Here is a 25,854-nt window from a genome sequence, read left to right on the forward strand (position 1 = left end):
GCAACCCACGCCGATGAATCTCATACCGGTGGGGACGCGATTGCCGTTGGTAAGCTCATCCGTCTCGCTTGCTAACCGGCGCGGTCTCCAGAATCTTGTGGGTCGCAGCCGTATCGCCACGTTCGGGCGACTGTTCGAGGGTACTGACGACATTTCGCTGGGTCAAACCTCGCCCGAGCGATCCCGGGTCACCGCCCGCACGTTCACATTCGCCACAGCCGTCACGCGTCCGGACTGAGCAAAAATCTACCCCCGGCGAATGTTGCAGAACGGTTGGCACTCGGGAAGAAAACTGTTAGCTTCTGCCAATGCCGATTCGATAACGAAACGGCGACAGACAACGAAGCGGAGATGCCCAACAGGTCGCGAGCCCACAGAGTGCACCACCACTGTGACGAGCCCCGGCCCGCGGCGTCCACGCCGGTAGACAACAGAGCGACGACGACTGTCCTGTCTCCACAGCCTGTGGATAACTATGTGGACAGTTCGTCATCGTTCCTTTGGTCGTCCCTGGATCGGCCTTTAGGGGGTTCTCGTCATTGACAGCTGACCCCGATCCCCCCTTCGTCGCCGTCTGGAACAACGTGGTTGCCGAACTCAACGGCGACACCGACTCCGGCGAGACCCTCAACGGGGACTCCACCGTCCCCACCCTGACCCCCCAGCAAAGAGCCTGGTTAAAGCTGGTCCAACCGCTTGTCATCGCCGAGGGATTTGCCCTGCTGTCGGTGCCCACGCCGTTTGTGCAAAACGAGATCGAACGACACCTGCGCGAACCGATCATCAGCGCGCTCAGTCGTCAGCTCGGCCAGCGCGTCGAGCTGGGAGTCCGCATCGCGGCGCCGGCTGCCAACGACCCCGATGAGGGCGTCAACGGTTACGCCGCCGCAGCCGCCAGCGCAGAACCCGACGAAGTCGACGAAGTCTCCGAGGCCCTCGCCAGCGCCGAGGAAAGCTGGCCGACCTACTTTTCGAACCGGCCGCAAAACACCCCCGCCGGCGAGCCCACCGCAGTCAATCTGAACCGCCGGTACACCTTCGACACGTTCGTCATCGGGGCCTCCAACAGATTCGCTCACGCCGCGTCGCTCGCGATTGCTGAGGCACCGGCGCGCGCGTACAACCCGTTGTTCATCTGGGGTGAATCCGGACTAGGCAAGACCCATCTGTTGCACGCCGCCGGCAACTACGCCCAGCGGCTGTTTCCGGGCATGCGCGTCAAGTACGTGTCGACCGAGGAATTCACCAACGACTTCATCAACTCCCTCCGCGACGATCGCAAAGCGTCGTTCAAGCGCAGCTATCGCGACATCGACGTGCTGTTGGTCGACGACATCCAGTTCATCGAGGGCAAGGAAGGCATCCAGGAGGAGTTCTTCCACACCTTCAACACGCTGCACAACGCGAACAAGCAGATCGTCATCTCCTCCGACCGGCCGCCCAAACAGCTGGCCACACTGGAAGACCGGCTGCGCACCCGGTTCGAATGGGGCCTGATCACCGATGTTCAGCCGCCCGAACTCGAGACTCGCATCGCAATTCTGCGCAAGAAGGCGCAGATGGACCGGCTCGACGTGCCGGACGATGTGCTCGAGCTGATCGCCAGCAGCATCGAACGCAACATCCGCGAACTCGAAGGTGCCCTGATCCGGGTCACCGCATTCGCATCGTTGAACAAAACGGCGATCGACAAGTCGTTGGCAGAGATCGTGCTCCGCGACCTCATCTCCGACGCCAGCACCATGCAAATCAGCACAGCAGCGATCATGGCCGCCACCGCCGAATACTTCGAAACCACCATCGAGGAGCTGCGTGGGCCGGGTAAGACGCGGGCGTTGGCGCAGTCGCGGCAAATCGCCATGTATTTGTGCCGCGAGCTCACCGATCTGTCACTACCCAAGATCGGTCAGGCCTTCGGCCGCGACCACACCACGGTCATGTATGCCGAAAAGAAGATCCGCGGCGAGATGGCCGAGCGCCGTGAGGTGTTCGATCACGTCAAGGAACTCACCACCCGAATCCGCCAGCGCTCCAAGCGCTGACCGAATCTTCTATCGTCCCCAATTTTGTTGTCCCGGATCTCGGGGCAACCGAGTTGTGCGCGCCTACTGACAAAAAATCTTCAAAAAACTTTGGCACCGTCGGTATCACTTGTCACACCACGGCCGTGTGCATGCCGGTGTGGACAACTTGCGACCAAGCCTCGGATTGTTCGGCGCTTTTCCCACAACACCCCGAAAGTCCACAATGCGCCGACCGGCCGCATGCAATTGTCCACAATTGCCTCACACCCCGACACGCGTGCCACGCTGCACCGACACCCGGTTATCCCCAATGTCCACAAGCCCTAATACTGTTACTTGTATATCTCCAAAGTTTCTTCTTTGAAGAAGCCACCTGGGGACACATCGATTCACTGTGCGCCGGGCTGGTTTGCGAAGGCCGATGTCAGCCCGATCGATTAGCTTTCAAGTTGAGGCGGAAAGCTCTACGGTGGTTCATCGACAGCCGTTACGGTCGTTGATACGCATCGGGGAGACGCGGCGCGAGACACCGGAAAACCGCTGGTTAGACCTTGTTGTGGGGTGGATCGAAGGGACGCTATGGACGTGGCGACGACAACCGCTGGTCTCACCGATTTGAAGTTCCGGTTAGTGCGGGAAGACTTCGCCGACGCCGTGGCCTGGGTCGCCAGGAATTTGCCGTCCAGACCGACTGTGCCCGTCCTGGCGGGCGTGTTGCTGACGGGGTCGGACGACGGGCTGACGATTTCGGGATTCGACTACGAAGTGTCTGCCGAAGTGCGGGTGGCAGCCGAAATCGCTTCTCCTGGAAGTGTTTTGGTGTCCGGTCGGCTGTTGTCCGACATCACCCGGGCGCTGCCTGCCAAACCCGTCGACGTCAGCGTCGAGGGCACCCGCGTCTCGTTGACCTGCGGCAGTGCCCGGTTTTCGTTGCCGACCATGGCCGTCGAGGACTACCCGGCGTTGCCGGCGCTACCCGACGACACGGGTGTCATCTCGTCAGAGTTGTTCGGCGAGGCCATTGGCCAGGTGGCCGTCGCGGCCGGCCGAGATGACACACTTCCGATGCTGACGGGCATTCGGGTCGAGATTTCCGGCGAGAAGGTGGTTTTGGCGGCGACCGACCGCTTCCGTCTCGCGGTACGCGAGCTGACGTGGTCGACGGAGTCGGCCGACATCGAAGCTGCGGTGCTCGTGCCGGCGAAGACTCTCGCGGAGGCGGCGAAGGCGGGCACCGACGGCGCGGATGTGCATCTGTCGCTCGGTGCCGGAGCAGCGGTCGGCAAGGAAGGCCTGCTCGGTATTCGCAGCGACGGTAAGCGCAGCACCACTCGCCTGCTCGATGCGGAGTTCCCGAAATTTCGTCAGCTGTTACCCGCCGAGCACACGGCGATCGCGACCATCGGCGTCGCGGAACTCACCGAGGCGATCAAGCGGGTAGCCCTGGTCGCCGATCGGGGCGCGCAGGTGCGGATGGAATTCTCCGATGATGCGTTGCGGCTGTCCGCCGGCGCTGATGACGTCGGGCGCGCGGAAGAAGACCTTCCCGTCACCTTCTCGGGTGATCCGCTGACGATCGCGTTCAACCCGACGTATCTGACCGACGGGTTGAGTTCGTTGCATTCGGAACGCGTGACGTTTGGTTTCACGACGCCCAGTCGTCCCGCGGTGTTGCGTCCGGCAGGTGAGGATGATGGGTCTGTCGGCGCAAGTGGGCCGTTCCCGGCCGCTCAAACCGATTACGTGTACCTGTTGATGCCGGTGCGGCTTCCGGGCTGACCGGCCCTACCGCCACGAAAGAGGCGCGCATATGCAATTAGGTCTCGTCGGCCTGGGCAAAATGGGTTTCAACATGCGGGAGCGTCTGCGCGAGGGCGGCCACGAGGTGATTGGGTACGACCCTCGGCCAGAGGTCACCGACGTGCCGACGCTCGCCGCGCTCGCCGAAGCGCTACCCACTCCGCGGGTGGTTTGGGTGATGGTGCCGTCGGGCACCGTTACCCACGAAACCATCGCAGCGCTCGCGGATGTTCTCAGCGCCGGTGACCTGGTGATCGACGGCGGCAACTCGCGCTATACCGAGGATGGTCCGCACGCAAAACTGTTGGACGACAAGGGAATTGCGTTCATCGATGCCGGAGTTTCCGGTGGCATCTGGGGTCTGAAGGAAGGCTACGGCCTGATGGTGGGCGGTAGCGACGCCGACATCGAGCGGGCGATGCCCATCTTTGACACGCTGCGTCCAGCCGGGCCGCGCGAGGACGGATTTGTCCACGCCGGTCCCGTCGGCGCAGGTCATTTCACCAAAATGGTCCACAACGGCGTCGAATACGCGCTGATGACGGCGTATGCCGAGGGTTACGAGATGCTGGCCGCCGAAGAGCTGGTCAAGGATCCGCAGGCCGTGTATCAGGCGTGGACGAACGGCACCGTGGTGCGCTCGTGGCTGCAGCAGCTGCTGGCCAGGGCACTCAAGGAAGATCCCAAGCTCGCGGAGATTTCCGGATATACCGAGGATTCGGGCGAAGGTAGGTGGACGGTGGAGGAGGCGATTCGGCTGCGGGTTCCGGTGCCTGGCATCGCCGCATCGCTGTTCGCCCGGTTCTTGTCGCGTCAGGATGACTCGCCGACCATGAAGGCCGTCGCTGCACTGCGAAACCAATTCGGTGGCCACGCCGTGAAACGAATCAGCGAGTCGGGATAGGTGTTCGTTCGCCGACTGGGTTTGCAGGACTTCCGGTCCTGGCCGCGGGCCGACCTGGAGTTGGAACCCGGACGGACGGTGTTAGTCGGGCCCAATGGCTTCGGTAAAACGAATCTCGTTGAGGCGCTGTGGTATTCGTCGACGCTGGGTTCGCATCGCGTCGCGTCGGATGCGCCGCTGATCCGGACGGGCGCTGAACGCGCCGTGGTGTCGACGATCGTGGTCAGCGACGGCCGCGAATTGGCGATTGACCTGGAAATCACGGCGGGGCGCGCCAACAAGGCGCGGCTCAACCGCTCCCCGGTGCGGTCGGCGCGCGAGGTGCTGGGTGTATTGCGCGCGGTGCTGTTCGCGCCAGAGGATCTGGCGTTGGTGCGCGGCGACCCCGGTGAACGGCGCCGCTACCTGGACGAACTCGCGACCACACGCCGGCCCCGGGTGGCTGCGATCCGGGCGGACTACGACAAGGTGCTGCGGCAGCGTGCTGCGCTGCTGAAGACGGCGGGACCGGCACGCCACCGCGGTGACCGCAGCGTGCTCGACACCCTTGACGTGTGGGACGGCCACCTTGCGGCGCACGGCGCCCAACTGATTGCGGCGCGCGTGGAGTTGGCCAACCTGCTCGCCCCCGAAGTGGAGAAGGCGTACCAGCTGTTGGCCCCGGCGTCGCGCCCCGCCGCCATTCAGTACCGCAGCGGCGTCGACGTGGTCGAGGCAGAGGCCGCCGCGGGCAACGACAACCCGGAGATATTCGAGGCCGCGCTACTCGACGCGCTGGCCCGGCGCCGCGACGCCGAACTTGAGCGCGGCGTCTGTCTCGTCGGTCCGCACCGCGACGACCTCGAGCTGCGGCTCGGTGATCAGATCGCGAAAGGCTTCGCGAGCCACGGGGAATCGTGGTCAATGGCGCTGGCGCTGCGACTCGCCGCATACGAATTGCTGCGCACCGATGGCGGTGATCCCGTCCTGCTGCTCGACGACGTATTCGCCGAACTCGATAACGCGCGTCGGCAAGCGCTGGCCAACGTCGCGGCGAATGCGGAGCAGGTGCTGGTGACTGCGGCGGTGCACGACGACATTCCCTCCGATTGGGACGCCCGGCGGGTCGAGATCACAATGCGCGACGATGACAGCGGCCGAATTTCGATGGCGGTGCCATGACCTCCCCTGAAGACGACGATCCCGACGACACTGCAGTGGGCCCGCCCGCGCATCTGAGTGGGCTGGCGGGCATGGATCTGGTGCGGCGCACGCTCGAAGAAGCCCGCGGGGCCGCGCGGGTCCAGGGCAAGGATGTCGGTCGCGGCCGCAACTCACCGGTCCGGCGACGAGTGGCCGGAACCAGCCGTCGCCGCTGGTCGGGACCGGGTCCAGACTCGCGGGACCCGCAACTGCTGGGCTCGGCGACGGCTGACTTGGCACGCAACCGCGGCTGGTCGGGCCGGGTCGCCGAGGGATCGGTGTTCGGCCGGTGGCACGGCCTGGTGGGCGAGCAGATCGCAGCGCATGCGACGCCGACATCGCTGAATGACGGTGTGCTCACGGTGTCGGCCGAATCGACGGCCTGGGCGACGCAGCTGAGGATGGTGCAGGCGCAGCTGTTGGCCAAGATCGCTGCGGCCGTGGGGGACGGAGTGGTGACCTCGTTGAGAATCGTCGGGCCGGTAGCCCCGTCGTGGCGAAAGGGGCGGTATCACATCGCGGGCCGCGGGCCCCGCGACACGTACGGGTAAGCGGCTGGCACCGGTCGGCTGAGAGCCGCCAGAAGGCCGCGAGCCTACCTCTTAAGCGACTTCACGCACCCGAGATCGAGAAATTCCACAGGCGTCGCAAATAGGTATGCAGAAACGCCGCCTCAGAATCGGTCCCGCCGCTGTCTGCCGGTAGACTGTCCTCATGACTTGCCGACGGTAACCATTGCCGTCAGAGCACCACCCCCATCAGAAAGTAGGGAAGCTTCCGCTCGTGGCTGCTGCGAAGAAGAAACCACAGGAACAGTACGGTGCCGATTCGATCAAGGTATTGGAGGGTCTGGAGGCCGTCCGCAAACGCCCCGGCATGTACATCGGGTCCACCGGTGAACGGGGCCTGCACCATCTGATCTGGGAGGTTGTGGATAACGCCGTCGACGAAGCGATGGCCGGCTTCGCCGACCACGTCGCGGTTCGACTGCTCGACGATGGCGGCGTAGAGGTCACCGACAATGGCCGCGGAATTCCGGTGGCCATGCACTCGACCGGCATTCCCACCGTCGACGTCGTGATGACGGTGCTCCACGCTGGCGGCAAGTTCGAGGAAGGCGCCTACAGCGTCTCCGGCGGGCTCCATGGTGTGGGCGTCTCGGTCGTCAACGCCCTGTCGAGCAGGCTCGAGGCGGACATCCGCACCGACGGCTATGAGTGGTTCCAGACCTACGACAATTCGATACCCGGCACCCTCAAGCAGGGCGAGAAGACGAAGAAGACCGGCACCACCATCAGGTTCTGGGCCGACCCGAATGTCTTCGAGACCACCAACTACGACTTCGAGACCGTCGCGCGGCGACTGCAGGAAATGGCCTTCCTCAACAAGGGACTGACCATCACGCTCACCGATGAGCGCGTCACCGCCGAGGAAGTCACCGACGAGGTCGTCAGCGACACCGCCGAGGCACCGAAGTCAGCCGAGGAGAAGGCCGCCGAAGCCGCGGCCCCGCACAAGGTCAAGCACCGCACCTTCCACTACCCCGGCGGCCTGGTCGACTTCGTCAAGCACATCAACCGCACCAAGACGCCGATCCACCAGAGCATCGTCGACTTCTCCGGCAAGGGCGAAGGCCACGAGGTTGAGATCGCGATGCAGTGGAATGCCGGCTACTCCGAATCGGTGCACACCTTCGCCAACACGATCAACACCCACGAAGGCGGCACCCATGAAGAGGGATTCCGTGCTGCGCTGACCACCGTGGTGAACAAGTACGCCAAGGACAAGAAGCTCCTCAAGGACAAGGACCCGAACCTCACCGGCGATGACATCCGCGAGGGTCTGGCCGCGGTCATCTCGGTCAAGGTCGCTGAACCGCAGTTCGAAGGCCAGACCAAGACGAAGCTCGGCAACACCGAGGTCAAATCTTTCGTGCAGAAGATATGCAACGAGCAGATGAGCCACTGGTTCGAGGCCAACCCCGCTGAGGCGAAAACCGTTGTGAACAAGGCGGTTTCGTCGGCGCAGGCGCGTATCGCGGCGCGTAAGGCCCGCGAGCTGGTGCGCCGCAAGAGTGCCACCGACATCGGCGGCCTGCCCGGCAAGTTGGCTGACTGCCGCTCGACGGATCCGCGGAAGTCGGAACTGTATGTGGTGGAGGGTGATTCGGCAGGCGGTTCGGCGAAGAGCGGCCGCGACTCGATGTTCCAGGCGATCCTGCCGTTGCGCGGCAAGATCATCAACGTCGAGAAGGCCCGCATCGACCGGGTGCTGAAGAACACCGAAGTCCAAGCGATCATCACCGCGCTCGGCACCGGTATTCACGACGAATTCGATATCGCCAAGCTGCGCTATCACAAGATCGTGCTGATGGCCGACGCTGACGTCGACGGCCAGCACATCTCGACGCTGCTGCTGACGCTGCTGTTCCGATTCATGAAGCCGCTGATCGAGAACGGCCACGTGTTCCTGGCGCAGCCGCCGCTGTACAAGCTGAAGTGGCAGCGCAGCGAGCCGGAGTTCGCCTACTCCGACCGTGAACGTGACGGGCTGCTCGAAGCGGGCAGGAAGGCGGGCAGGAAGATCAACACCGACGACGGCATCCAGCGCTACAAGGGTCTTGGTGAGATGGACGCCAAGGAGCTGTGGGAAACCACCATGGATCCGTCGGTGCGAGTGCTGCGGCAGGTGACGCTGGACGACGCCGCCGCTGCCGACGAGTTGTTCTCGATCCTGATGGGCGAGGACGTCGAGGCACGTCGCAGCTTCATCACCCGGAACGCCAAAGACGTTCGCTTCCTTGATGTTTAACGCCGAATTCAACCACTAATAGGGCTGAAATATGACTGATACTTTGCCGCCCGAGGGCGACCGGATCGAGCCTGTCGACATCCAGCAGGAGATGCAGCGCAGCTACATCGACTATGCGATGAGCGTCATCGTTGGCCGCGCGCTGCCGGAGGTTCGCGATGGCCTCAAGCCGGTGCACCGCCGCGTGCTCTACGCGATGTACGACTCGGGTTTCCGACCGGATCGCAGCCACGCGAAATCGGCGCGCTCCGTTGCCGAAACGATGGGTAACTATCACCCCCACGGTGACTCGTCGATCTACGACACCCTGGTGCGCATGGCGCAGCCGTGGTCGCTGCGCTACCCGCTCGTCGACGGGCAGGGCAACTTCGGTTCACCGGGCAACGATCCACCGGCCGCCATGAGGTATTGCGTCACCGGAGACGCGCTAGTGCGGTTGCCTTTTGGCCAATCGGTTCGGATCGCGGACATCGTGCCCGGTGCTCGGCCCAATTCGGACAATGTCATCGATGCGAAGGTTCTGGACCGACACGGCAACCCAGTCGTGGCGGATCGGCTCTTCCATTCCGGTGAGCACCAGACCTACACAGTGACTACGGCCGAAGGGTATTCGGTTACTGGTACCGCCAACCATCCGCTTCTGTGTCTGGTGGATGTAGCCGGCGTGCCGACGCTGTTGTGGAGGCTAATCGAAGAAGTACGCCCGGATGACCGTGTGGTGATCCAAAGAACACCGGCGACGGAGTTCGGCCCCGGTGACTTTTACGACACGCTGGAGGCGCTTCTACTTGGAGCTTTCATCAGTGAAGGCTTCGTCTCACAACGCCGCGCCGGGTTCAACAACGTCGACCGTGATTACTTCAATATGGTCGTAGCCGCGTATGACGCTGTCGTCGGCGGCCCGAGATACGTGTCGGAACGCACGATTGCGTCGGGATCCAACCTTCTCGAGCTCGATATCCAAAATCTGACCACGTTGCGCAGAAGTCGGCTCGCAGAGCTCATGGGCCGGCGCTCGGCGGACAAGGCTGTCCCCCAATGGCTGTGGCACTCCCCCGCCGCAGTGAAGCGCGCGTTTCTAGGTGCTCTGTTCGAAGGCGACGGTTCGTGCTCCGCACTGCCGCGCAACACGATTCAGATCTCATACACGACGCGTAGTGGCCATCTCGCAAAAGATGTCCAGCAAATGCTGCTGGAGTTCGGTGTGGTTGCGCGGCGGTACCTGCACGCCACAGGCGAGCACAAGGTCGTCATAACCAATCGCGCCCATGCCGAGCTATTTGCAACACGAGTTGGGTTCGGTGGCGTCAAGCAGTCGAAGCTGCAAGGTCTCGTAGCGTCGTGGCCGCGCAAGGCCGGTGGCTTGGATACCGACTACGTCCCGGGGCTCGCGACATTTGTGCGGGCGCACGGTGGCGGTCGTTGGGTCGATAAGGAATGGTTGCGCAAGCACAACATAGACCGGCTGTCCAGGTGGCAGCGCGATGGAGCTGAGATCCTCAGCCACATCAGCGACCCGGACGTCCGCGCCATCGCGTCGGAGCTGACTGACGGCCGGTTCTATTACGCACGCGTCGCATCAGTGACCGATGCAGGCGTGCAGCCTGTCTACAGCCTTCGCGTCGACACGGACGATCACGCATTCATCACCAACGGCTTCATCAGCCACAACACGGAAGCGCGGCTGACTCCGCTTGCGATGGAGATGCTGCGCGAAATCGACGAGGAGACAGTCGATTTCATCCCGAACTACGACGGGCGCGTGCAGGAGCCGACGGTTCTGCCGAGCCGGTTCCCGAACCTGCTCGCCAACGGGTCGGGCGGTATCGCGGTCGGCATGGCCACCAACATGCCGCCGCACAACCTGCGCGAGTTGGCCGACGCCGTCTACTGGTGTCTGGAAAACCACGAGGCCGACGAAGAAGCGACGCTGGCCGCGGTGACCGAGTATGTCAAGGGACCGGACTTTCCCACCTACGGCTTGATCGTTGGCTCGCAGGGCATCAACGACGCGTATGCCACCGGCCGGGGATCGATTCGGATGCGCGGTGTGTGCGAGATCGAAGAGGACAACCGCGGGCGCACCGGGATCGTCATCACCGAGCTTCCGTATCAGGTGAACCACGACAACTTCATCACCTCGATCGCCGAGCAGGTCCGCGACGGCAAGCTCGGCGGGATCTCGAACATCGAAGACCAGTCCAGCGACCGCGTCGGGCTGCGAATCGTGGTGGAGCTCAAGCGCGATGCTGTCGCGAAGGTGGTGCTGAACAACCTCTACAAGCACACCCAGCTGCAGACCAGCTTCGGCGCCAACATGCTGGCGATCGTCGACGGTGTGCCCCGCACACTTCGGCTCGACCAGCTGATCCGGCACTACGTCAACCATCAACTCGACGTCATCGTCCGGCGCACCACCTACCGGCTGCGCAAGGCCAACGAGCGGGCCCACATCCTGCGTGGATTGGTCAAAGCCCTCGACGCGCTCGATGAAGTAATCGCGTTGATCCGGGCGTCGGAGACCGTCGATGTCGCGCGGCAGGGATTGATCGAGCTGCTCGATATCGACGACATCCAGGCCCAGGCCATCCTGGACATGCAGTTGCGCCGGCTGGCCGCCCTGGAACGTCAGAAGATCGTCGACGACTTGGCCAAGATCGAGGCCGAGATCGCCGACCTGGAAGACATCCTGGCCAAGCCCGAGCGGCAGCGCGCCATCGTGCGCGACGAGCTCAAGGAGATCGTCGACAAGTACGGCGACGACCGCCGAACCCGCATCATCGCCGCCGACGGCGACGTCAACGACGAAGATCTGATCGCGCGTGAGGACGTCGTCGTCACCATCACCGAAACCGGCTACGCCAAACGCACCAAGACCGACCTGTACCGCAGCCAAAAGCGAGGCGGCAAGGGCGTGCAGGGCGCCGGGCTCAAGCAGGACGACATCGTCAACCACTTCTTTGTGTGTTCGACGCACGACTGGATCCTGTTCTTCACCACGCAGGGCCGGGTGTACCGCGCCAAGGCCTACGACCTGCCCGAGGCGTCGCGGACCGCGCGCGGTCAGCACGTCGCGAACCTGCTGGCCTTCCAGCCAGAGGAGCGCATCGCTCAGGTCATCCAGATCAAGAGCTACGAGGATGCGCCGTATCTCGTGCTGGCGACCAAGAACGGCCTGGTGAAGAAGTCGAAGCTGACCGATTTCGACTCCAACCGTTCGGGCGGCATCGTGGCGGTGAACCTGCGCGACGGCGACGAACTGGTCGGCGCCGTCCTGTGTTCCTCCGACGACGATCTGCTGCTCGTGTCGGCCAAGGGCCAGTCGATTCGATTCTCAGCAACCGATGAGGCACTGCGCCCGATGGGGCGTGCCACCTCCGGTGTGCAGGGCATGCGGTTCAACGAAGAGGACAAGCTGCTGTCGTTGAACGTGGTCCAAGAGGACACGTATTTGCTGGTCGCGACGGCCGGCGGCTACTCCAAGCGGACCGCGATTGACGAATACCCGGTTCAGGGCCGCGGCGGCAAAGGGGTGCTGACGATCCAGTTCGACAAGCGTCGTGGCAGTCTGGTCGGAGCGTTGATCGTCGATGACGACACCGAGTTGTACGCCATCACCTCCGGTGGGGGCGTCATCCGGACGGCGGCTCGCCAGGTCCGCAAGGCCGGGCGGCAGACCAAGGGCGTTCGGTTGATGAACCTGGGCGAGGGCGACACACTGGTTGCTATTGCGCGCAACGCTGAAGAGACCGACGTTGACGCGGTCGAGACCGACGCAACGTAACGACGTTAAGGAGCCGTAGGTGAGTTCACCGAACGAGCCGGGCTACCCGCGCGCGGGTGACGCCCCCGGTAGCGCCAACGGCTCCCCAGGCGGACCGCCGCCGCATGACGGCGGCTCGGTCGGCAACTCGGCGTCCCGCGGTGGGGGCGATGTCCCGCCGTGGCAGCGCGGCCCGGCCGCGCGTGCTGCGCGCCAGCCGCAACGGCAGTCGCCGGATCAGGCAGGCTCCGGCGGTTCGCCCGTGGATGCTCGGCTGAACCGCTTCATCGGCGGTGGATCGGGGTCGCCAGCCCCGGCACCGGCGCACGACCAGGACGGTCCGCCGCGCGGCGAGCGCACCGAGACCGTGCGGCCTGAGGCCTTCGCCAGCGAGCTGCCCGACCTGTCGGGGCCGATGCCGCGCTCACCACAGCCGCGCAAGCAGGCGCCGGAACAACGACCGTCGTCTGAACCGGTGAGCCGACCCTCGGTGGCCAGCCGCCTGCAGGTCGGCAACCGGCACAAGGGCCCGGTGCGGGCCAGCATGCAGATCCGGCGCATCGACCCCTGGAGCACGCTGAAGGTCTCGCTGGTGTTGTCGGTCGCGCAGTTCTTTGTCTGGATGATCGCCGTCGCGTTCCTGTACCTGGTGCTCGGCGGCATGGGTGTGTGGAGCAAGCTGAACAGCAACGTCGGCGACCTGCTGACCAGCACCGGCGGCAGCGCAGGCGGTGAGTTGGTGTCCAGCGGAACGATCTTCGGGGGCGCCGCCTTGATCGGCTTGGTGAACATCGTGCTGCTGACCGCGATGGCGACCGCCGGGGCTTTCATCTACAACCTGACCACCGATCTAGTGGGCGGCGTAGAGGTCACACTGGCCGACCGGGACTGAGGTCCGGCGGGCAGCAGCGCAACGACTAGGGAATCGAGTTTGGGCGGCGGCCTACGGGTGCGGTAATCTCGTCGCTCGGCCGTGCGGATTTCGGGGCTATAGCTCAGGCGGTTAGAGCGCTTCGCTGATAACGAAGAGGTCGGAGGTTCGAGTCCTCCTAGCCCCACGGAAAGGTGCATACCTTGAGGCTCGTGTTCGTGCTCGCATCAGGCATCGCTGCCGCAGTCGTCATTGCGATCTGGCGGTCACGGCACGGCGTCGAGGTATGGCACGCGGCGGCCGACCTGCCGGCCTGACCAAATCAGGGGCCTTAGCTCAGTTGGTAGAGCGCTACCTTTGCAAGGTAGATGTCAGGAGTTCGATTCTCCTAGGCTCCACAAAGGACGCGTATGTCGACGAACCGCTGCCTGATGCCGCGCTCACGGGACACATGCGCTAGCGCGTGAATGAACTCATCAACGCCAACCTGCGCTTCACCTACGGTCAATGACGGCCATGATGAAACAGCAGACCGCCGTATTCACCGAATGGGTACTGCGCCTGGTATTGGATCGTCGGTTGCAGTGCGCTCACCTGCGCGTTGCCCTCTGTCTGGCAGACGGTCGCGTTGCCGGTGGAATTGCACGGCGGTGGCGTCGCGTCCGCCTGCGCCAGCGGCGCGAGCGTGACGACGGCAGCGCCTCCGGCTGCTAAGAGTGCCGGGGCAGGGAAGGTTCGGATTCTCATTGGTTCGGCCTTTCTGGTGACAAGCAGTTCGGGGTGAACTTGCTTGTGGCCGAACGTATGTCCGCGCTATAGCTCCTGGCTCGGTCGTGCGCACAAGCCGCACAATCGTCGACTAGCGCCTTCTTCGCGTTGTGCTCAGCGTCGAGGCTCTGTCTGAGCTGTCCACACCCGACCATCGAAGTAGCGCATGGAGTCGGGGTCGTTTTGGTCCGGATACCACCCAGGCGCCAACCCGCTCGTCGCGGGCGGTGGCTGCACGGCGGGTGGCTGTTGCACGACCGGCTGTTCGGTATACGTCCGTTCTCGCGGCGCGAGTGCCATTCGCACGGCCCACACAATGACCGCGATGATGACGATGACGATCAGCAACCAAATCAGCGACTGAAGCGAGCCAAAGATATCGGTGCTCATAGCGATAACTCCGTGGGTTCATTACTGACTGCGATGCGCGGCCGACAGGCGAAGCACATCCCTTCGCCCTCGACCGGATAGCCACACGCGGGGCACACAGGGACAGATCTCACGCCCCACCTCCTGGCTGGCCGGATGGCCAGTGCCGATCTGAATACCCTCGCTTTTGGCGGAGCAAACGTGCGGGCGGAACCTGCCGCGCGATGCGCTATTCGTCCATATCAGCGGATGACGTCGTCCAACGCGAGAATCCATCGTGTCCCGTCTCATCGTGGACGGATCGTAGTCAGCACTCGACGACGTTGAGGGCGAGCCCGCCCTTTGACGTCTCCTTGTACTTGTCCTTCATGTCAGCGCCGGTGTCGCGCATCGTCTTGATCGCAGTGTCCAGGCTCACGTGGTGAGTTCCGTCCCCGTGCAACGCCATTCGCGCCGCGGTGATCGCCTTCACCGCCGCGACCGCGTTGCGCTCGATACACGGAATCTGCACCAGGCCACCGACCGGATCGCAGGTGAGACCGAGGTTGTGTTCAATGCCGATCTCGGCGGCGTTCTCCACTTGCGCCGGCGTTCCGCACAGCACCGCTGCCAGCCCGCCCGCCGCCATCGAGCACGCTGACCCGACCTCGCCCTGACAGCCCACCTCGGCACCGGAGATCGATGCGTTCGCTTTGAACAGCTGACCGATAGCGCCTGCCGTCAGCAAGAATTCGACGATGCCGTCGTCGCTGGCGCCGGGGACGAAGCGCGAATAGTAGTGCAGCACTGCGGGAATCACGCCGGCAGCACCGTTCGTCGGCGCGGTCACCACGCGGCCGCCGCCGGCGTTCTCTTCGTTGACCGCCAGCGCGTACACCGTCAACCAGTCCATCGCATACAACGGATCGTCGGGATCCAGCGACTCCGCCAGCAAATGCGCACGGCGTTTGACGCGAAGCTTGCCCGGTAGCGTGCCCGTCGCAGCCAGCCCGGCTTCGACGCATTCGCGCATCGCCCCCCAGATGCGCAGCAGCCCGGCGCGTAGGTCGGGCTCGCGGCTCAGCGCGGCCTCGTTGCGCGCCATCAGCTCGGCGATGCTCCAGCCGTTCGATGTCGCCAGCCGCACGAGTTCTTCGGCCGTGTTGAACGGGTACGGGACGGCGACATCCTCGCGGAGCCCAGACGAGGCCTCATGTTCGTCGACGACGAAGCCGCCGCCGACCGAGTAGTACACCCGCCGACTGAGCTCCGCGCCGTCGCTGTCGAAGGCGAGGAACACCATGCCGTTGCTATGAAAGTCCATGGCGCGCAACGACAAGACGATGTCGGCGGGGTGGTCGAATTGGATTGTGTGCGAGCCCGCCAGCTGTAGTTTGCCGACCGCGTTGATCTCCTCCACTCTGCCGCGCACGACCGCCGGATCGACCGTCTCGGGCTCGCAGCCCTCCAGCCCGAGCAGCACGGCGCCGGGCGTGCCGTGTCCGGCACCGGTGGCGCCCAGTGAGCCGTAGAGCTCGATGCGTACCCGCGCCACACTCGCCAGCAGCCCGTCGTCGCCGAGATGACGCGCGAACCGGCCCGCGGCGCGCATCGGCCCGACGGTATGCGAGCTGGACGGCCCGATGCCGATCGAGAACAGATCGAAGACGGATACGGCCATGGCGAAACCTGCGGCAAATCAGGGTTTGGGAGTCACGTCGACACTGGGTGGCAGCGACGACGGTTCGGGCTGCATCGAGCGGCGCACGATCGAGAACGCCACCGCTCCCCCGGCCAGCACCGCGGCGCCCACGGCCACCAACAGCAAGGGCCGACGGTTGCGCTTGGGCTTGCGCGCGTCGGCGATGACCGCGGGCAGGCCGGCAATGACCTCCTGCGCTGCGGCGAGTTCGGCCGCGATGCTCTCTTGCGCATCCCCGAGTTCCTTGGCCAGACGGCTCTTTTCGAGGCTGCGACGAATGCTGCTGGCGGCCGACTGCGCACCCTGCACGCTCAGCCCGACGGTCCCTCGCGTGACGTCGACCGGTCCGACCGCGGAATACTTCAGGCCACGGCCCAGCCGCTGGCTCGGGGTCAACCGGACGTCCGTCTTCGAGCTCATGTCCACCTCTTTCGCGGCGTGATCGTCAATCCCCGTCCAGCCTGCCACCAACTGCCACCCCGCGTCGCCCGTTGGACGGCAGGTGGCACACTGGCATCCCGTGACGAGCCCCATTCAGACAGCGACCGCGACCCTGCACACCAACCGCGGTGACATCAAGATCGCACTGTTCGGAAACCACGCCCCCAAGACCGTCGCGAACTTCGTTGGTTTGGCGCAGGGCACCAAGGAGTACAGCACCGAGAACGCGTCTGGCAGCTCGTCGGGACCGTTCTACGACGGCGCGGTTTTCCACCGCGTGATTTCGGGATTCATGATCCAGGGCGGCGACCCCACCGGCACCGGCCGCGGCGGGCCCGGATACCAATTCGCCGATGAGTTCCACCCCGAGTTGGTCTTCGACAAGCCCTACCTGCTCGCCATGGCCAACGCCGGGCCGGGCACCAACGGCTCGCAGTTCTTCATCACGGTCGGTCAGACGCCGCACCTGAATCGCAAGCACACGATCTTCGGTGAGGTTGTCGACCCCGAGTCGCAGAAGGTCGTCGACGCCATCGCCACGACGGCTACCGACCGCAGCGACCGGCCGACCGATCCGGTCGTGATCGAGTCGATCACCGTCTCCTGACCCGCCCGCTGGGCAGTCAGCGCGAGCCGGCGTAGCCGGCGTCAGTCAGCGCGTCGAGCACGTGCAGCGGGTCGGTGCCCAGATCCCACCGGGTGAAGACCAGCAGCTGACCATCTTTCGTGTCGATCTCCAGCAGCCGCACCTTGCGGGCCAAACGGCGGAACTCGGTGATCCGGACGAGCCGGATGTCGTCTCGGCCCAATATGTTTGTGCGCGCCCAGCCCCGCGTCACCAGACCGTCGTCGCTGATTGCCAGCTTTGGGCGAGCACGCCAGGATGCGGCTGCAAACATCAGCAAGCAGGCTGCGGCTATCCCGAGCAGAATGCGCCCGGGAGCATCTGTGATCAGGGTCACAGCAGCGATAGCCAAGATGAGTCCGGCCATGCCGCAAGCTGCGATTCCGACCGTCGGAGGGCTCCACTCAGTTTGCTGCACGGCTAATTAACACCCTTTTACCGTTGCTAATGAGGTTATCCACAAGTGCTATCCCCAATGGGGATGAATCACATCAGTGTGATCTGATGACCGCAAGGTTGCTAAATGGGTAACGCGCGGAGTCCAAGATAAATTCATACCAATGGTCGGTACGGCTAACGCCAGCGCATTGTGAGCAACAAGCCGGTGATCATGAAAGCAAAGGCGATCGCGTAGTTCCACGGACCCAGGTCGGCGAGGAACTGGATGTGGTTGGACGCGAGCTGGAACACGAGCAGCCAGGCCAAGCCGATCAGCATCAAGCTGCAGAACAAAACGACGAACCAAACGCTCGACGGTCCGGCCTTGACCTTGACCGGCGTCCGGCTCACCGGGTTGATGGTGAAGTCGTTCTTCTTGCGAACTTTGGACTTGGGCATTGCTACCTTCGCGGACCACTCTGCGTCACACGGTGCGACGATGTGTCTACGAGCCTAACGTAGGTGCACCCCAGCCAAGAATTCCTGGAGAGGAGCCGATGGAGAAGCCGCGGCGTTCCGCCTGGCGATTCGGCGTGCCGGTGGTCTGCCTGCTCGCGGGGCTCCTGCTGGCAGCTACGCACGGGGTTTCCGGCGGCACCGAGATCCGCCGCAGCGACGCTCCACGGCTGGTCGACCTGGTGCGTGAGGCCCAGCAGTCGGTGGACCGGCTGACGGCCCAGCGAGACGCGTTGGTCTCGACGATCGACAACCACCACGGCGGATCACCCGGCGCCGACGCTGCACTGGCGGCCATTACTCACCGCTCAGCCACGCTGGCCGTCGACGCGGGCCTGGACCCCATGCGCGGGCCCGGCCTCGTCGTCACGCTCAACGACGCGCAGCGCGACGCGGAGGGCCGCTTCCCACGTGACGCCTCGCCCGACGATCTGGTGGTGCACCAGCAGGACATCCAGGCCGTGCTCAACGCGTTGTGGAGCGCGGGTGCCGAAGGCATCCAGATGCAGGATCAGCGGATCATCGGTACGTCCGCGCCGCGATGTGTCGGGAACACGCTGTTGCTCAACGGCCGGACGTACAGCCCGCCGTACGTGATCACCGCGATCGGCGATGCGCCCGCCATGCAGGCCGCGCTGGCTGCGTCGCCGTTCGTGACGCTCTACAAGCAATATGTGGTGCGATTCGGGCTCGGTTACACCGAAGTACCGCGGCCCCAAGTCGACCTCGTCGGCCACACCGAGCCGACGCGGATGAAGTTCGCGAAGCCGGCGGGCCCCGTCGGCTACTGAGTCTTGGATGTTGACTCTGCGTGTACGGCGCAGAAGTTCAAGTAGCCGACACCCACACCGCAGAGTGAACGCGGCACACAGGATCTTCAAACCGACCAGTAGCCTGGGCTGATGCAGGTCTTGGTCGTCGACAACTACGACAGCTTCGTGTTCAACCTGGTCCAATATCTGGGCCAGCTTGGTGTGCACGCGCATGTCTGGCGTAACGACGATGACCGCCTCGCCGAACCCGACGCCGTCGCCGAGCAATTCGACGGGGTGCTCCTGTCCCCCGGCCCCGGAACGCCCGAGCGCGCCGGCGCGTCCATCCCGCTCGTCAACGCGTGCGCAGCGGCGAAGACTCCGCTGCTGGGCGTCTGCCTCGGGCACCAAGCCATCGGCGTGGCATTCGGCGGCACTGTCGACCGCGCACCCGAATTGCTGCACGGCAAGACCAGCACCGTGTTTCACTCGAATGCCGGTGTGCTGCAAGGTCTTCCGGATCCGTTCACCGCGACCCGCTACCACTCGCTGACGATTCTGCCCGACACCGTGCCCGACGAACTCGAGGTGATCGCGCGCACCGAGGGCGGCGTCATCATGGGCGTGCGCCACGTCGAATTACCGATCCACGGCGTGCAATTCCACCCCGAGTCAATTCTCACCGAGGGCGGCCACCGGATGCTCGCCAACTGGCTGGGCTACTGCGGTGCCGCACCCGACGAAAACCTCGTGCGACAGCTCGAGGACGAGGTGGCCAACGCCGTGCAGGCCGCTACGACGCGAACGCCAGCGTAATCGGGTCGCTGAACCTAATCGGCGTGCCCGGAGCCGGGCTCTGAGTCACCACTGCATTGGTCCGCTGGCCGCTGTTCTGCACATCCGGCGCCCTGATCAAATTGCCCGTCCAGCCATACGCGTTACGCAGGTTCGGCTCGACATCGGTCCAGAATCCGCCACGCACATCGGGCATGACGAACTCGTTGCCCTGGGACACCTGAATCTGGATCAGCGTGTCCACGGCGACCTGGCCGCCGACGGGCGGCGCGGTGCCCACCACGGAGCCCTTCGGCGTCGGGCTGTCGACTTCGACGGGCAGGATCTTCGTGAACCCCGCCGCGGCGAGCACCTGCTGGCACGCGTCGACTGCCAAGCCCTTGCAGTCAGGCACAGGCGTGCTGGGTGGTCCCGTCCCAACCACGATCGTGATTTCGTTGGTGACCGCCGAAGTCTGATTGGCCCCAGGAATGGTGGCCAGGACCTTGTCCTTGAGCTCCGGAGTCGACGGTGAATCCGACTTCTTGAACTTGCCGAAGCCGGCCGCAGTGAGCTTCTGCACGCAATCGGCATAGCTGAGGTTCTTGCAGTCGACGATCTCGCGCTGTTCGGGACCACTCGAGACGTTGATCAGGATGTCATCGCCGGCACCAACCGAGGTACCTGCGGCGGGATCTGTGTTGATCACGCGTTGAGGCGGCACCGTGGAACTCGACTGCTGCTGGTCGCGGGTCTTGAAGCCAGCATTCTGCAGTATCGCTACCGCGTCGTCCTTCGTCTTACCGGCCACGTCCGGCACCTGCACATCGCGCGTGCTGCCGCCGAACATGTTGATCGCGACCGTCACCACCACGGTCAGTACCGCCAGCACCGCGACCGCGATCAGCCAACGCCCAATCGAGCCGCCGCGCTCTTCCTTCTCGACGTAGCCGGGCGCGGGTCGTCCGGCCGAGTCGATTGGCTCGGTGCGGTGCTGCGACGACGTCGCCGACAACATCGAGGTCCGCTCGGCGTCGGTGAAAACCTTGGGCGCCTCCGGCGCCTCCCCGCTGTGCACCCGAACCAAGTCCGCGCGCATCTCGGCAGCGGACTGGTAGCGATTGTCGGGGTTCTTCGCGAGCGCCTTGAGCACGACGGCGTCGAGTTCCGGGGCGATGCCGTTGTGCCGCTGCGACGGCGGCACCGGATCTTCGCGGACATGCTGATAGGCCACCGCGACGGGTGAGTCACCGACGAAAGGTGGCTCCCCCGTAAGGATTTCGTAGAGCACGCAACCCAGTGAGTACACGTCGGAGCGGGCGTCGACCTTCTCGCCGCGGGCCTGCTCGGGCGACAGGTACTGCGCTGTGCCGATCACTGCGGCGGTCTGCGTGACGCTGTTGGCATCGGCCAGCGCGCGGGCGATGCCGAAGTCCATCACCTTCACAGCGCCGTTCTTGCTGATCATGATGTTCGCGGGTTTGACGTCGCGGTGGATGATGCCGTGCTGATGGCTGAAGTTCAGCGCCTGGCACGCGTCGGCGATCACCTCGATCGCCCGCTTGGTCGGCATCGGGCCCTCGGTGTGCACGATGTCGCGCAACGTCACCCCGTCGACGTACTCCATCACGATGTACGGGAGCGGACCGGCCGCCGTCTCGGCCTCGCCGGTGTCATACACCGCGACGATCGCCGGGTGGTTCAACGCGGCGGCGTTCTGCGCCTCGCGGCGGAACCTCAGATAGAAGCTTGGGTCGCGAGCCAGGTCTGCGCGCAGCACCTTGACGGCCACGTCGCGGTGCAGCCGCAGATCGCGCGCCAAATGGACCTCGGACATGCCGCCAAAGCCGAGGATGTCGCCGAGTTCGTACCGGTCGGACAGGTGTTGCGGGGTGGTCATTGCCATGTCTGTTCTGAAACTGTCTGTCGCCGGCTTCCCGGCTCCGTGGCCAACCGCGTCACCTGCACCATTGCAGGCAGCGCACTCGCGTCGAGTCGGGTTACCCCGATTTCCACTCCACCATGACCGAAGATGCCCTCATCGGTCCAACTGGGCATCGCCGTCGGCGACTGGAACGGGGTTGTTTCGGTAATCGTATTCGTCACCGTCGGAGGCGGTGTCTGCTGGCCCTTCTTGTCCTGTGCGTTCAACACGATCAGGATCGCGATGACGATCGCCAGCGCACCCAGCACACCGGCCGCCCACAGCAGCGCGCGCTGACCCGACGAGAACGTCCGCCGTGGCGGGGGAGTACTGCGATGACTGCCTGTCGCGGGCCGAACCCTTGCCGCGGTCGCCGGTGCCCGCCCGGTCATGTCCGCGGCCGCCCTCGCCTGCGCGGCTGACGGCACCGCGGCGGGCGATGCCCGCCCGATCGACGGCGCTTGGTTGGGCCTCGGTGGCCGACGACCGGACCGCACCGCGGCCACCGCGTCGGCGAACGGCCCGCCGGAGCGGTACCGCATGCCGGGGTTCTTCACGAGCGTGATCTCGATGAGCTCTCGAACGTTGGGAGGCAGGTCGGCGGGCAGCGGCGGCGGCGTCTCCTTGATGTGCTTCATCGCCACCGTTAGTGCGCCGTCGCCGGTGAACGGTCGCTTGCCCGAAACCGATTCGTAGCCAACAACTCCCAGCGAGTACACGTCGCTGGCCGCGGTCGCGTCGTGGCCCAGCGCCTGCTCCGGCGCAATGTACTGGGCCGTGCCCATCACCATGCCGGTCTGCGTCACTGGCGCGGCGTCGACCGCCTTGGCGATGCCGAAGTCGGTGAGCTTCACCTGTCCCGTCGGGGTGATCAGGATGTTGCCGGGCTTCACGTCGCGGTGCACGAGGCCCGCGGTGTGGGCGACCTGCAGGGCGCGGCCCGTCTGCTCGAGCATGTCGAGCGCGTGCCGCAGCGACAGCCTGCCGGTGCGTTTGAGCACGGAGTTGAGCGGCTCGCCGTTGACAAGTTCCATCACCAGGTAGGCGGTGCGGCCCTCGCCGTCCATATCCGTCTCGCCGTAGTCGTACACGCTGGCGATGCCGGGGTGGTTGAGCATCGCGACCGTGCGGGCCTCTGCCCGGAAGCGTTCGACGAATTCGGGGTCGGTGGAGTATTCGCCTTTGAGCACCTTGATCGCGACACGGCGGCCCAACCGCGAGTCGATGCCCTCCCACACCTGGCCCATACCGCCGGTGGCGATCAGCCGCTGCAGCCGGTAGCGACCGGACAGCGTCACTCCCACGCGGGGACTCATTGCTCGCCTCCCGCTCGCTCCGGTCCTCGCGCGTTGCGCGCTGCGATCCTCACTCGCGCTCGGCTTCGGGGGCTCATGAGCCCTCCCTTAGCGCTGCCGCGATGGTGGCGCGCCCGATCGGGGCGGCCACGGCACCTCCGGTGGCATTGAGCCGGTCACCGCCGTTCTCGACGACAACGGCCACCGCAACCTTGGGTGCCGATGCTGGCGCGAAGGCGATGTACCAGGCGTGCGGCGGGGTGTTGCGCGGATCAGTACCGTGCTCCGCCGTGCCGGTCTTGGATGCGATCTGCACGCCGGCGATGGCTCCCTTCTGCTGCGTCACCTGCTCGGCGGCGACCATCAAATCGGTAAGTGTATTCGCGACCTGCTCGGACACCGCCCGGCGCTCCTCGCGGGGAGCCGTCGTGCTGATGTTCGCGAGGTCGGGTCCCTTCAGACTATCGACTAGATAAGGGCGCATGGTCACCCCTTTATTCGCGATGGTGGCGGCGACCAGCGCGTTCTGCAGCGGCGTCAGTGCAACATCTTTTTGCCCGATGCTCGACATACCGAGGGCGGCGGCGTCGGTGATCGGGCCGACGGTCGATTCGGACACCTGAAGTGGAATCGTCGGGGGAGGGGTGTCGAGCCCGAACGACATCGCGGTCGACCGCAACGCGTCGGTGCCCGTGTTGAGTCCGAGCTGAACGAACGCGGTGTTGCATGATTTCGCGAACGCATCGTGCAACGAAGCAGTCGGCCCGGCACCACATGCCGCGCCGCCGTAGTTCTCGAGCGTTGCGGTGCTGTCCGGCAGCTGAATTCGAGATACAGACGTTAATTGGGTGTTCTCGGTGGCGCCGTGCTGCAGCGCGGCGGCGGTCGTGATCACCTTGAAAGTGGACCCAGGCGGGTAGGTTTCCGAGATCGCCCGGTTCAGTAGCGGCGAATCGGGGTTGTCCCGCAGCTGTTGCCATGCGTTGGATTGGGCCTGAACATCATGGGTAGCAAGAAGATTCGGGTCGTACGACGGCGACGACACCATCGCGAGAATCTTTCCGGTCGACGGCTCCAGCGCCACTACCGCACCCTTGCACGGCCCGTTGCAGCCGTCCTCCATCGCATCCCACGCCGCCTGCTGAACCTGCGGATTGAGGGTCGTCGCCACGTTGCCGCCGCGAGGGTCGCGTCCGGTGAAGAAGTCGGCCAGCCGACGGCCGAACAGCCGCTGGTCGGAGCCGTTGAGGATGGAGTCCTCGGCGCGTTCGAGGCCGGTGCTCGAATAGCTCAGCGAGTAGAAGCCGGTGACCGGCGCGTAGGCCTGCGGATTGGGGTAGACGCGAAGGAAACGGAACCGGCCGTTGGTGGATACCGAATAGGCGAGCAACTGGCCGCCCGCAGAGATCTGGCCGCGCTGACGGGAGTACTCGTCGAGGAGCACCCGCTGATTACGCGGGTCTGCGCGCAGCCCGTCGGCCGTAAACACTTGTGTCAGTGTGGCATTGGCCAACAGCAGCACGATCAGCGCCATGATGGTCACGGCGATTCGGCGCAGCGAGGTGTTCATACCTTCTCGATCACCTCAGTGCTCGCGGCCGCGATCGGCGTGGTGTGCGGCCGGGTGTCGATCGGCCGGCGGGCCGCATGCGAGATGCGCACCAGGATCGCCAGCAGCACATAGTTGGCCAGCAGCGACGAACCACCGTACGACAGCCATGGAGTGGTGAGCCCCGTCAGGGGGATCAGCCTGGTGACGCCGCCGACCACGATGAACAGTTGGATCGCCAACGTCGAGGCCAGCCCGGCGGCCAACAGCTTGCCGAAGCTGTCGCGGACGGCGATCGCGGTGCGCAGTCCGCGGACGATGACGATCGTGTAGAGCATCAGCACCGCGGCCAGGCCCACCAGTCCGAGCTCCTCACCGATCGCGGCGATGATGAAGTCGGTCGACGCGGCGGGCACGGTCCCAGGCTGTCCGTTACCGAGGCCGGTGCCGAAGATCCCTCCGGTGGCGAAGCTGAACAGTGACTGCACCATCTGGTAGCCGGCGCCGTCGGGATCGGCGAATGGGTCCAGCCACGTTTCCACCCGGACCCGGACGTGGCCGAAAATGTAGTACGCCGCAACACTTCCCGCCGCGAACAGCGCCAGGCCGATAACGACCCAGCTGAATCGGTCGGTGGCGACATAGACCAGCACCAGAAACGACGCATACAGCAGCAGCGACGTGCCGAGGTCTTTCTCGAAGACCATCACACCGACGGAGGCGATCCACGCTGCCAGCAGCGGAGCAAGATCGCGGGGCCGCGGCAGGTCCATGCCGAGGAAGTGCTTGCCCGCACTGGTGAACACACTGCGCTTGGCGACCAGCACAGCGGCGAAGAAGATGAGCAGCAAGATCTTCGAGAACTCGGCGGGCTGAATTGAGAAGCCCGGCAACTCAATCCAGATCTTGGCGCCGTTTTGCTCCGACATCGAGCGGGGCAACACGGCGGGAATGATCAGCAGGATCAAGCCGGTCAGACCGCAGACGTACCCGTAGCGCGCCAGCATCCGATGATCGTGAAGGAAGATCACCACCAACGAGAATGCGATGACGCCGACGAGCGTCCACAGCATCTGCTGATTAGCGGTGCCGCCCAAGCCCTTTCCCGATGGCCCGCCCGCCGCCAGGTCCAGGCGATGGATCATCACCACTCCGAGCCCGTTCAACAGCGCGACCACCGGCAGCAGCAGCGGGTCGGCGTACGGAGTGAAGCGCCGGATTGCCAGGTGCGCACCGGTAAACAGCGCGAGGTAGGCGACCGTGTACTGCGCAAGGTCCCAATGCAGACCTTGTTCCTGGTTGGCCTCGACGAGAAGCAGTGCCACAGTGGTGATCACCGCCGCGAAGCCGAGCAGGAACAGTTCGGCGTTGCGCCGGTTCCGCAGCGGCGGCGTGACGGCGACGGGCGACTGCGGCTGCGTCGTCAT

At 64.7% G+C, this 25,854-nt stretch carries 20 protein-coding genes, 2 tRNA genes and 1 pseudogene; 13 read left to right on the forward strand and 10 right to left on the reverse strand.

Annotation, left to right across the window (positions count from 1 at the left end; translation table 11 throughout):
* Positions 1-539: 539 nt before the first annotated feature.
* The 10 genes and pseudogenes from dnaA to MYCSM_RS00065 all read left to right on the forward strand — a co-directional run bounded on the left by dnaA (position 540) and on the right by MYCSM_RS00065 (position 13,753).
* A complete protein-coding gene (dnaA, locus tag MYCSM_RS00020) occupies positions 540-2,042 on the forward strand; it encodes a chromosomal replication initiator protein DnaA (protein ID WP_015304061.1) in 1,503 nt (500 codons plus the stop codon).
* 561 nt (positions 2,043-2,603) lie between these two features.
* On the forward strand, positions 2,604-3,803 hold the full coding sequence (gene dnaN, locus MYCSM_RS00025; RefSeq protein ID WP_015304062.1) for a DNA polymerase III subunit beta: 1,200 nt from the start codon (positions 2,604-2,606) through the stop codon (positions 3,801-3,803).
* Between the two features lie 19 nt (positions 3,804-3,822).
* A pseudogene (gene gnd, locus MYCSM_RS00030) lies at positions 3,823-4,728 on the forward strand (phosphogluconate dehydrogenase (NAD(+)-dependent, decarboxylating)); the annotation flags it as partial.
* Positions 4,729-5,889, forward strand: coding sequence for a DNA replication/repair protein RecF (gene recF, locus MYCSM_RS00035; protein ID WP_015304064.1), 1,161 nt, complete (start codon positions 4,729-4,731; stop codon positions 5,887-5,889).
* Entirely contained in the window at positions 5,886-6,461 is a 576-nt protein-coding gene (locus tag MYCSM_RS00040) for a DUF721 family protein (RefSeq protein WP_015304065.1), read from the forward strand. Before recF ends, MYCSM_RS00040 begins: the two co-directional genes overlap by 4 nt.
* A gap of 232 nt (positions 6,462-6,693) precedes the next feature.
* A complete protein-coding gene (gene gyrB / locus MYCSM_RS00045; RefSeq protein WP_015304066.1) occupies positions 6,694-8,721 on the forward strand; it encodes a DNA topoisomerase (ATP-hydrolyzing) subunit B in 2,028 nt (675 codons plus the stop codon).
* A gap of 31 nt (positions 8,722-8,752) precedes the next feature.
* On the forward strand, positions 8,753-12,505 hold the full coding sequence (gyrA, locus tag MYCSM_RS00050; protein ID WP_015304067.1) for an intein-containing DNA gyrase subunit A: 3,753 nt from the start codon (positions 8,753-8,755) through the stop codon (positions 12,503-12,505).
* A gap of 19 nt (positions 12,506-12,524) precedes the next feature.
* On the forward strand, positions 12,525-13,376 hold the full coding sequence (locus MYCSM_RS00055; RefSeq protein WP_015304068.1) for a DUF3566 domain-containing protein: 852 nt from the start codon (positions 12,525-12,527) through the stop codon (positions 13,374-13,376).
* 92 nt (positions 13,377-13,468) lie between these two features.
* Positions 13,469-13,542 (forward strand) — tRNA-Ile (locus tag MYCSM_RS00060).
* Positions 13,543-13,680: 138 nt separating this feature from the next.
* Positions 13,681-13,753, forward strand: a tRNA-Ala gene (locus MYCSM_RS00065).
* A gap of 106 nt (positions 13,754-13,859) precedes the next feature.
* Here MYCSM_RS00065 and MYCSM_RS00070 read toward each other — a convergent pair.
* The 4 genes from MYCSM_RS00070 to cwsA form a co-directional block, all read right to left on the reverse strand.
* A complete protein-coding gene (locus MYCSM_RS00070) occupies positions 13,860-14,102 on the reverse strand; it encodes a hypothetical protein (RefSeq protein ID WP_015304069.1) in 243 nt (80 codons plus the stop codon).
* Between the two features lie 135 nt (positions 14,103-14,237).
* Positions 14,238-14,513, reverse strand: a complete 276-nt coding sequence (locus MYCSM_RS00075) for a DUF2510 domain-containing protein (protein WP_041311034.1) — start codon at positions 14,511-14,513, stop codon at positions 14,238-14,240.
* 286 nt (positions 14,514-14,799) lie between these two features.
* Positions 14,800-16,152, reverse strand: a complete 1,353-nt coding sequence (locus MYCSM_RS00080; RefSeq protein WP_015304070.1) for an L-serine ammonia-lyase — start codon at positions 16,150-16,152, stop codon at positions 14,800-14,802.
* A gap of 18 nt (positions 16,153-16,170) precedes the next feature.
* A complete protein-coding gene (cwsA, locus tag MYCSM_RS00085; protein WP_015304071.1) occupies positions 16,171-16,593 on the reverse strand; it encodes a cell wall synthesis protein CwsA in 423 nt (140 codons plus the stop codon).
* Positions 16,594-16,693: 100 nt separating this feature from the next.
* On the opposite strand from cwsA, the gene MYCSM_RS00090 reads away from it, so the two are divergent.
* Entirely contained in the window at positions 16,694-17,221 is a 528-nt protein-coding gene (locus MYCSM_RS00090) for a peptidylprolyl isomerase (protein ID WP_041312908.1), read from the forward strand.
* Between the two features lie 16 nt (positions 17,222-17,237).
* On the opposite strand, the gene MYCSM_RS00095 is transcribed toward MYCSM_RS00090, so the two are convergent.
* Together MYCSM_RS00095 and crgA are read right to left on the reverse strand one after the other, a co-directional pair.
* Positions 17,238-17,657 carry a PH domain-containing protein gene (locus tag MYCSM_RS00095; RefSeq protein ID WP_041311036.1) on the reverse strand — a complete coding sequence of 140 codons (420 nt, stop codon included), beginning with the start codon at positions 17,655-17,657 and terminating at the stop codon, positions 17,238-17,240.
* 155 nt (positions 17,658-17,812) lie between these two features.
* On the reverse strand, positions 17,813-18,076 hold the full coding sequence (crgA, locus tag MYCSM_RS00100) for a cell division protein CrgA (protein ID WP_015304074.1): 264 nt from the start codon (positions 18,074-18,076) through the stop codon (positions 17,813-17,815).
* Between the two features lie 98 nt (positions 18,077-18,174).
* Between crgA and MYCSM_RS00105 the strand changes: the two genes are divergently transcribed.
* Both MYCSM_RS00105 and MYCSM_RS00110 read left to right on the forward strand, forming a co-directional pair.
* The gene (locus MYCSM_RS00105; protein ID WP_015304075.1) at positions 18,175-18,924 is read left to right on the forward strand and encodes a DUF881 domain-containing protein; all 750 of its coding nucleotides are present in this window, start codon (positions 18,175-18,177) and stop codon (positions 18,922-18,924) included.
* A 111-nt stretch (positions 18,925-19,035) separates the two neighbouring features.
* Positions 19,036-19,701, forward strand: coding sequence for an aminodeoxychorismate/anthranilate synthase component II (locus MYCSM_RS00110; RefSeq protein WP_015304076.1), 666 nt, complete (start codon positions 19,036-19,038; stop codon positions 19,699-19,701).
* Here MYCSM_RS00110 and pknB read toward each other — a convergent pair.
* From pknB to MYCSM_RS00130, 4 genes are all read right to left on the reverse strand, one after another.
* Positions 19,679-21,559 (reverse strand): Stk1 family PASTA domain-containing Ser/Thr kinase, encoded by a 1,881-nt coding sequence (pknB, locus tag MYCSM_RS00115; RefSeq protein WP_015304077.1) that lies wholly within the window; start codon positions 21,557-21,559, stop codon positions 19,679-19,681. The genes MYCSM_RS00110 and pknB overlap by 23 nt on opposite strands.
* Positions 21,556-22,899 (reverse strand): serine/threonine-protein kinase, encoded by a 1,344-nt coding sequence (locus tag MYCSM_RS00120; RefSeq protein ID WP_015304078.1) that lies wholly within the window; start codon positions 22,897-22,899, stop codon positions 21,556-21,558. The genes pknB and MYCSM_RS00120 overlap by 4 nt, the downstream gene beginning before the upstream one ends.
* A 73-nt stretch (positions 22,900-22,972) precedes the next feature.
* Positions 22,973-24,448 carry a D,D-transpeptidase PbpA gene (pbpA, locus tag MYCSM_RS00125; protein WP_015304079.1) on the reverse strand — a complete coding sequence of 492 codons (1,476 nt, stop codon included), beginning with the start codon at positions 24,446-24,448 and terminating at the stop codon, positions 22,973-22,975.
* Positions 24,445-25,854 carry an FtsW/RodA/SpoVE family cell cycle protein gene (locus MYCSM_RS00130; RefSeq protein ID WP_015304080.1) on the reverse strand — a complete coding sequence of 470 codons (1,410 nt, stop codon included), beginning with the start codon at positions 25,852-25,854 and terminating at the stop codon, positions 24,445-24,447. Before MYCSM_RS00130 ends, pbpA begins: the two co-directional genes overlap by 4 nt.

The organism is Mycobacterium sp. JS623 (assembly GCF_000328565.1).
Classification (GTDB): Bacteria; Actinomycetota; Actinomycetes; order Mycobacteriales; family Mycobacteriaceae; genus Mycobacterium.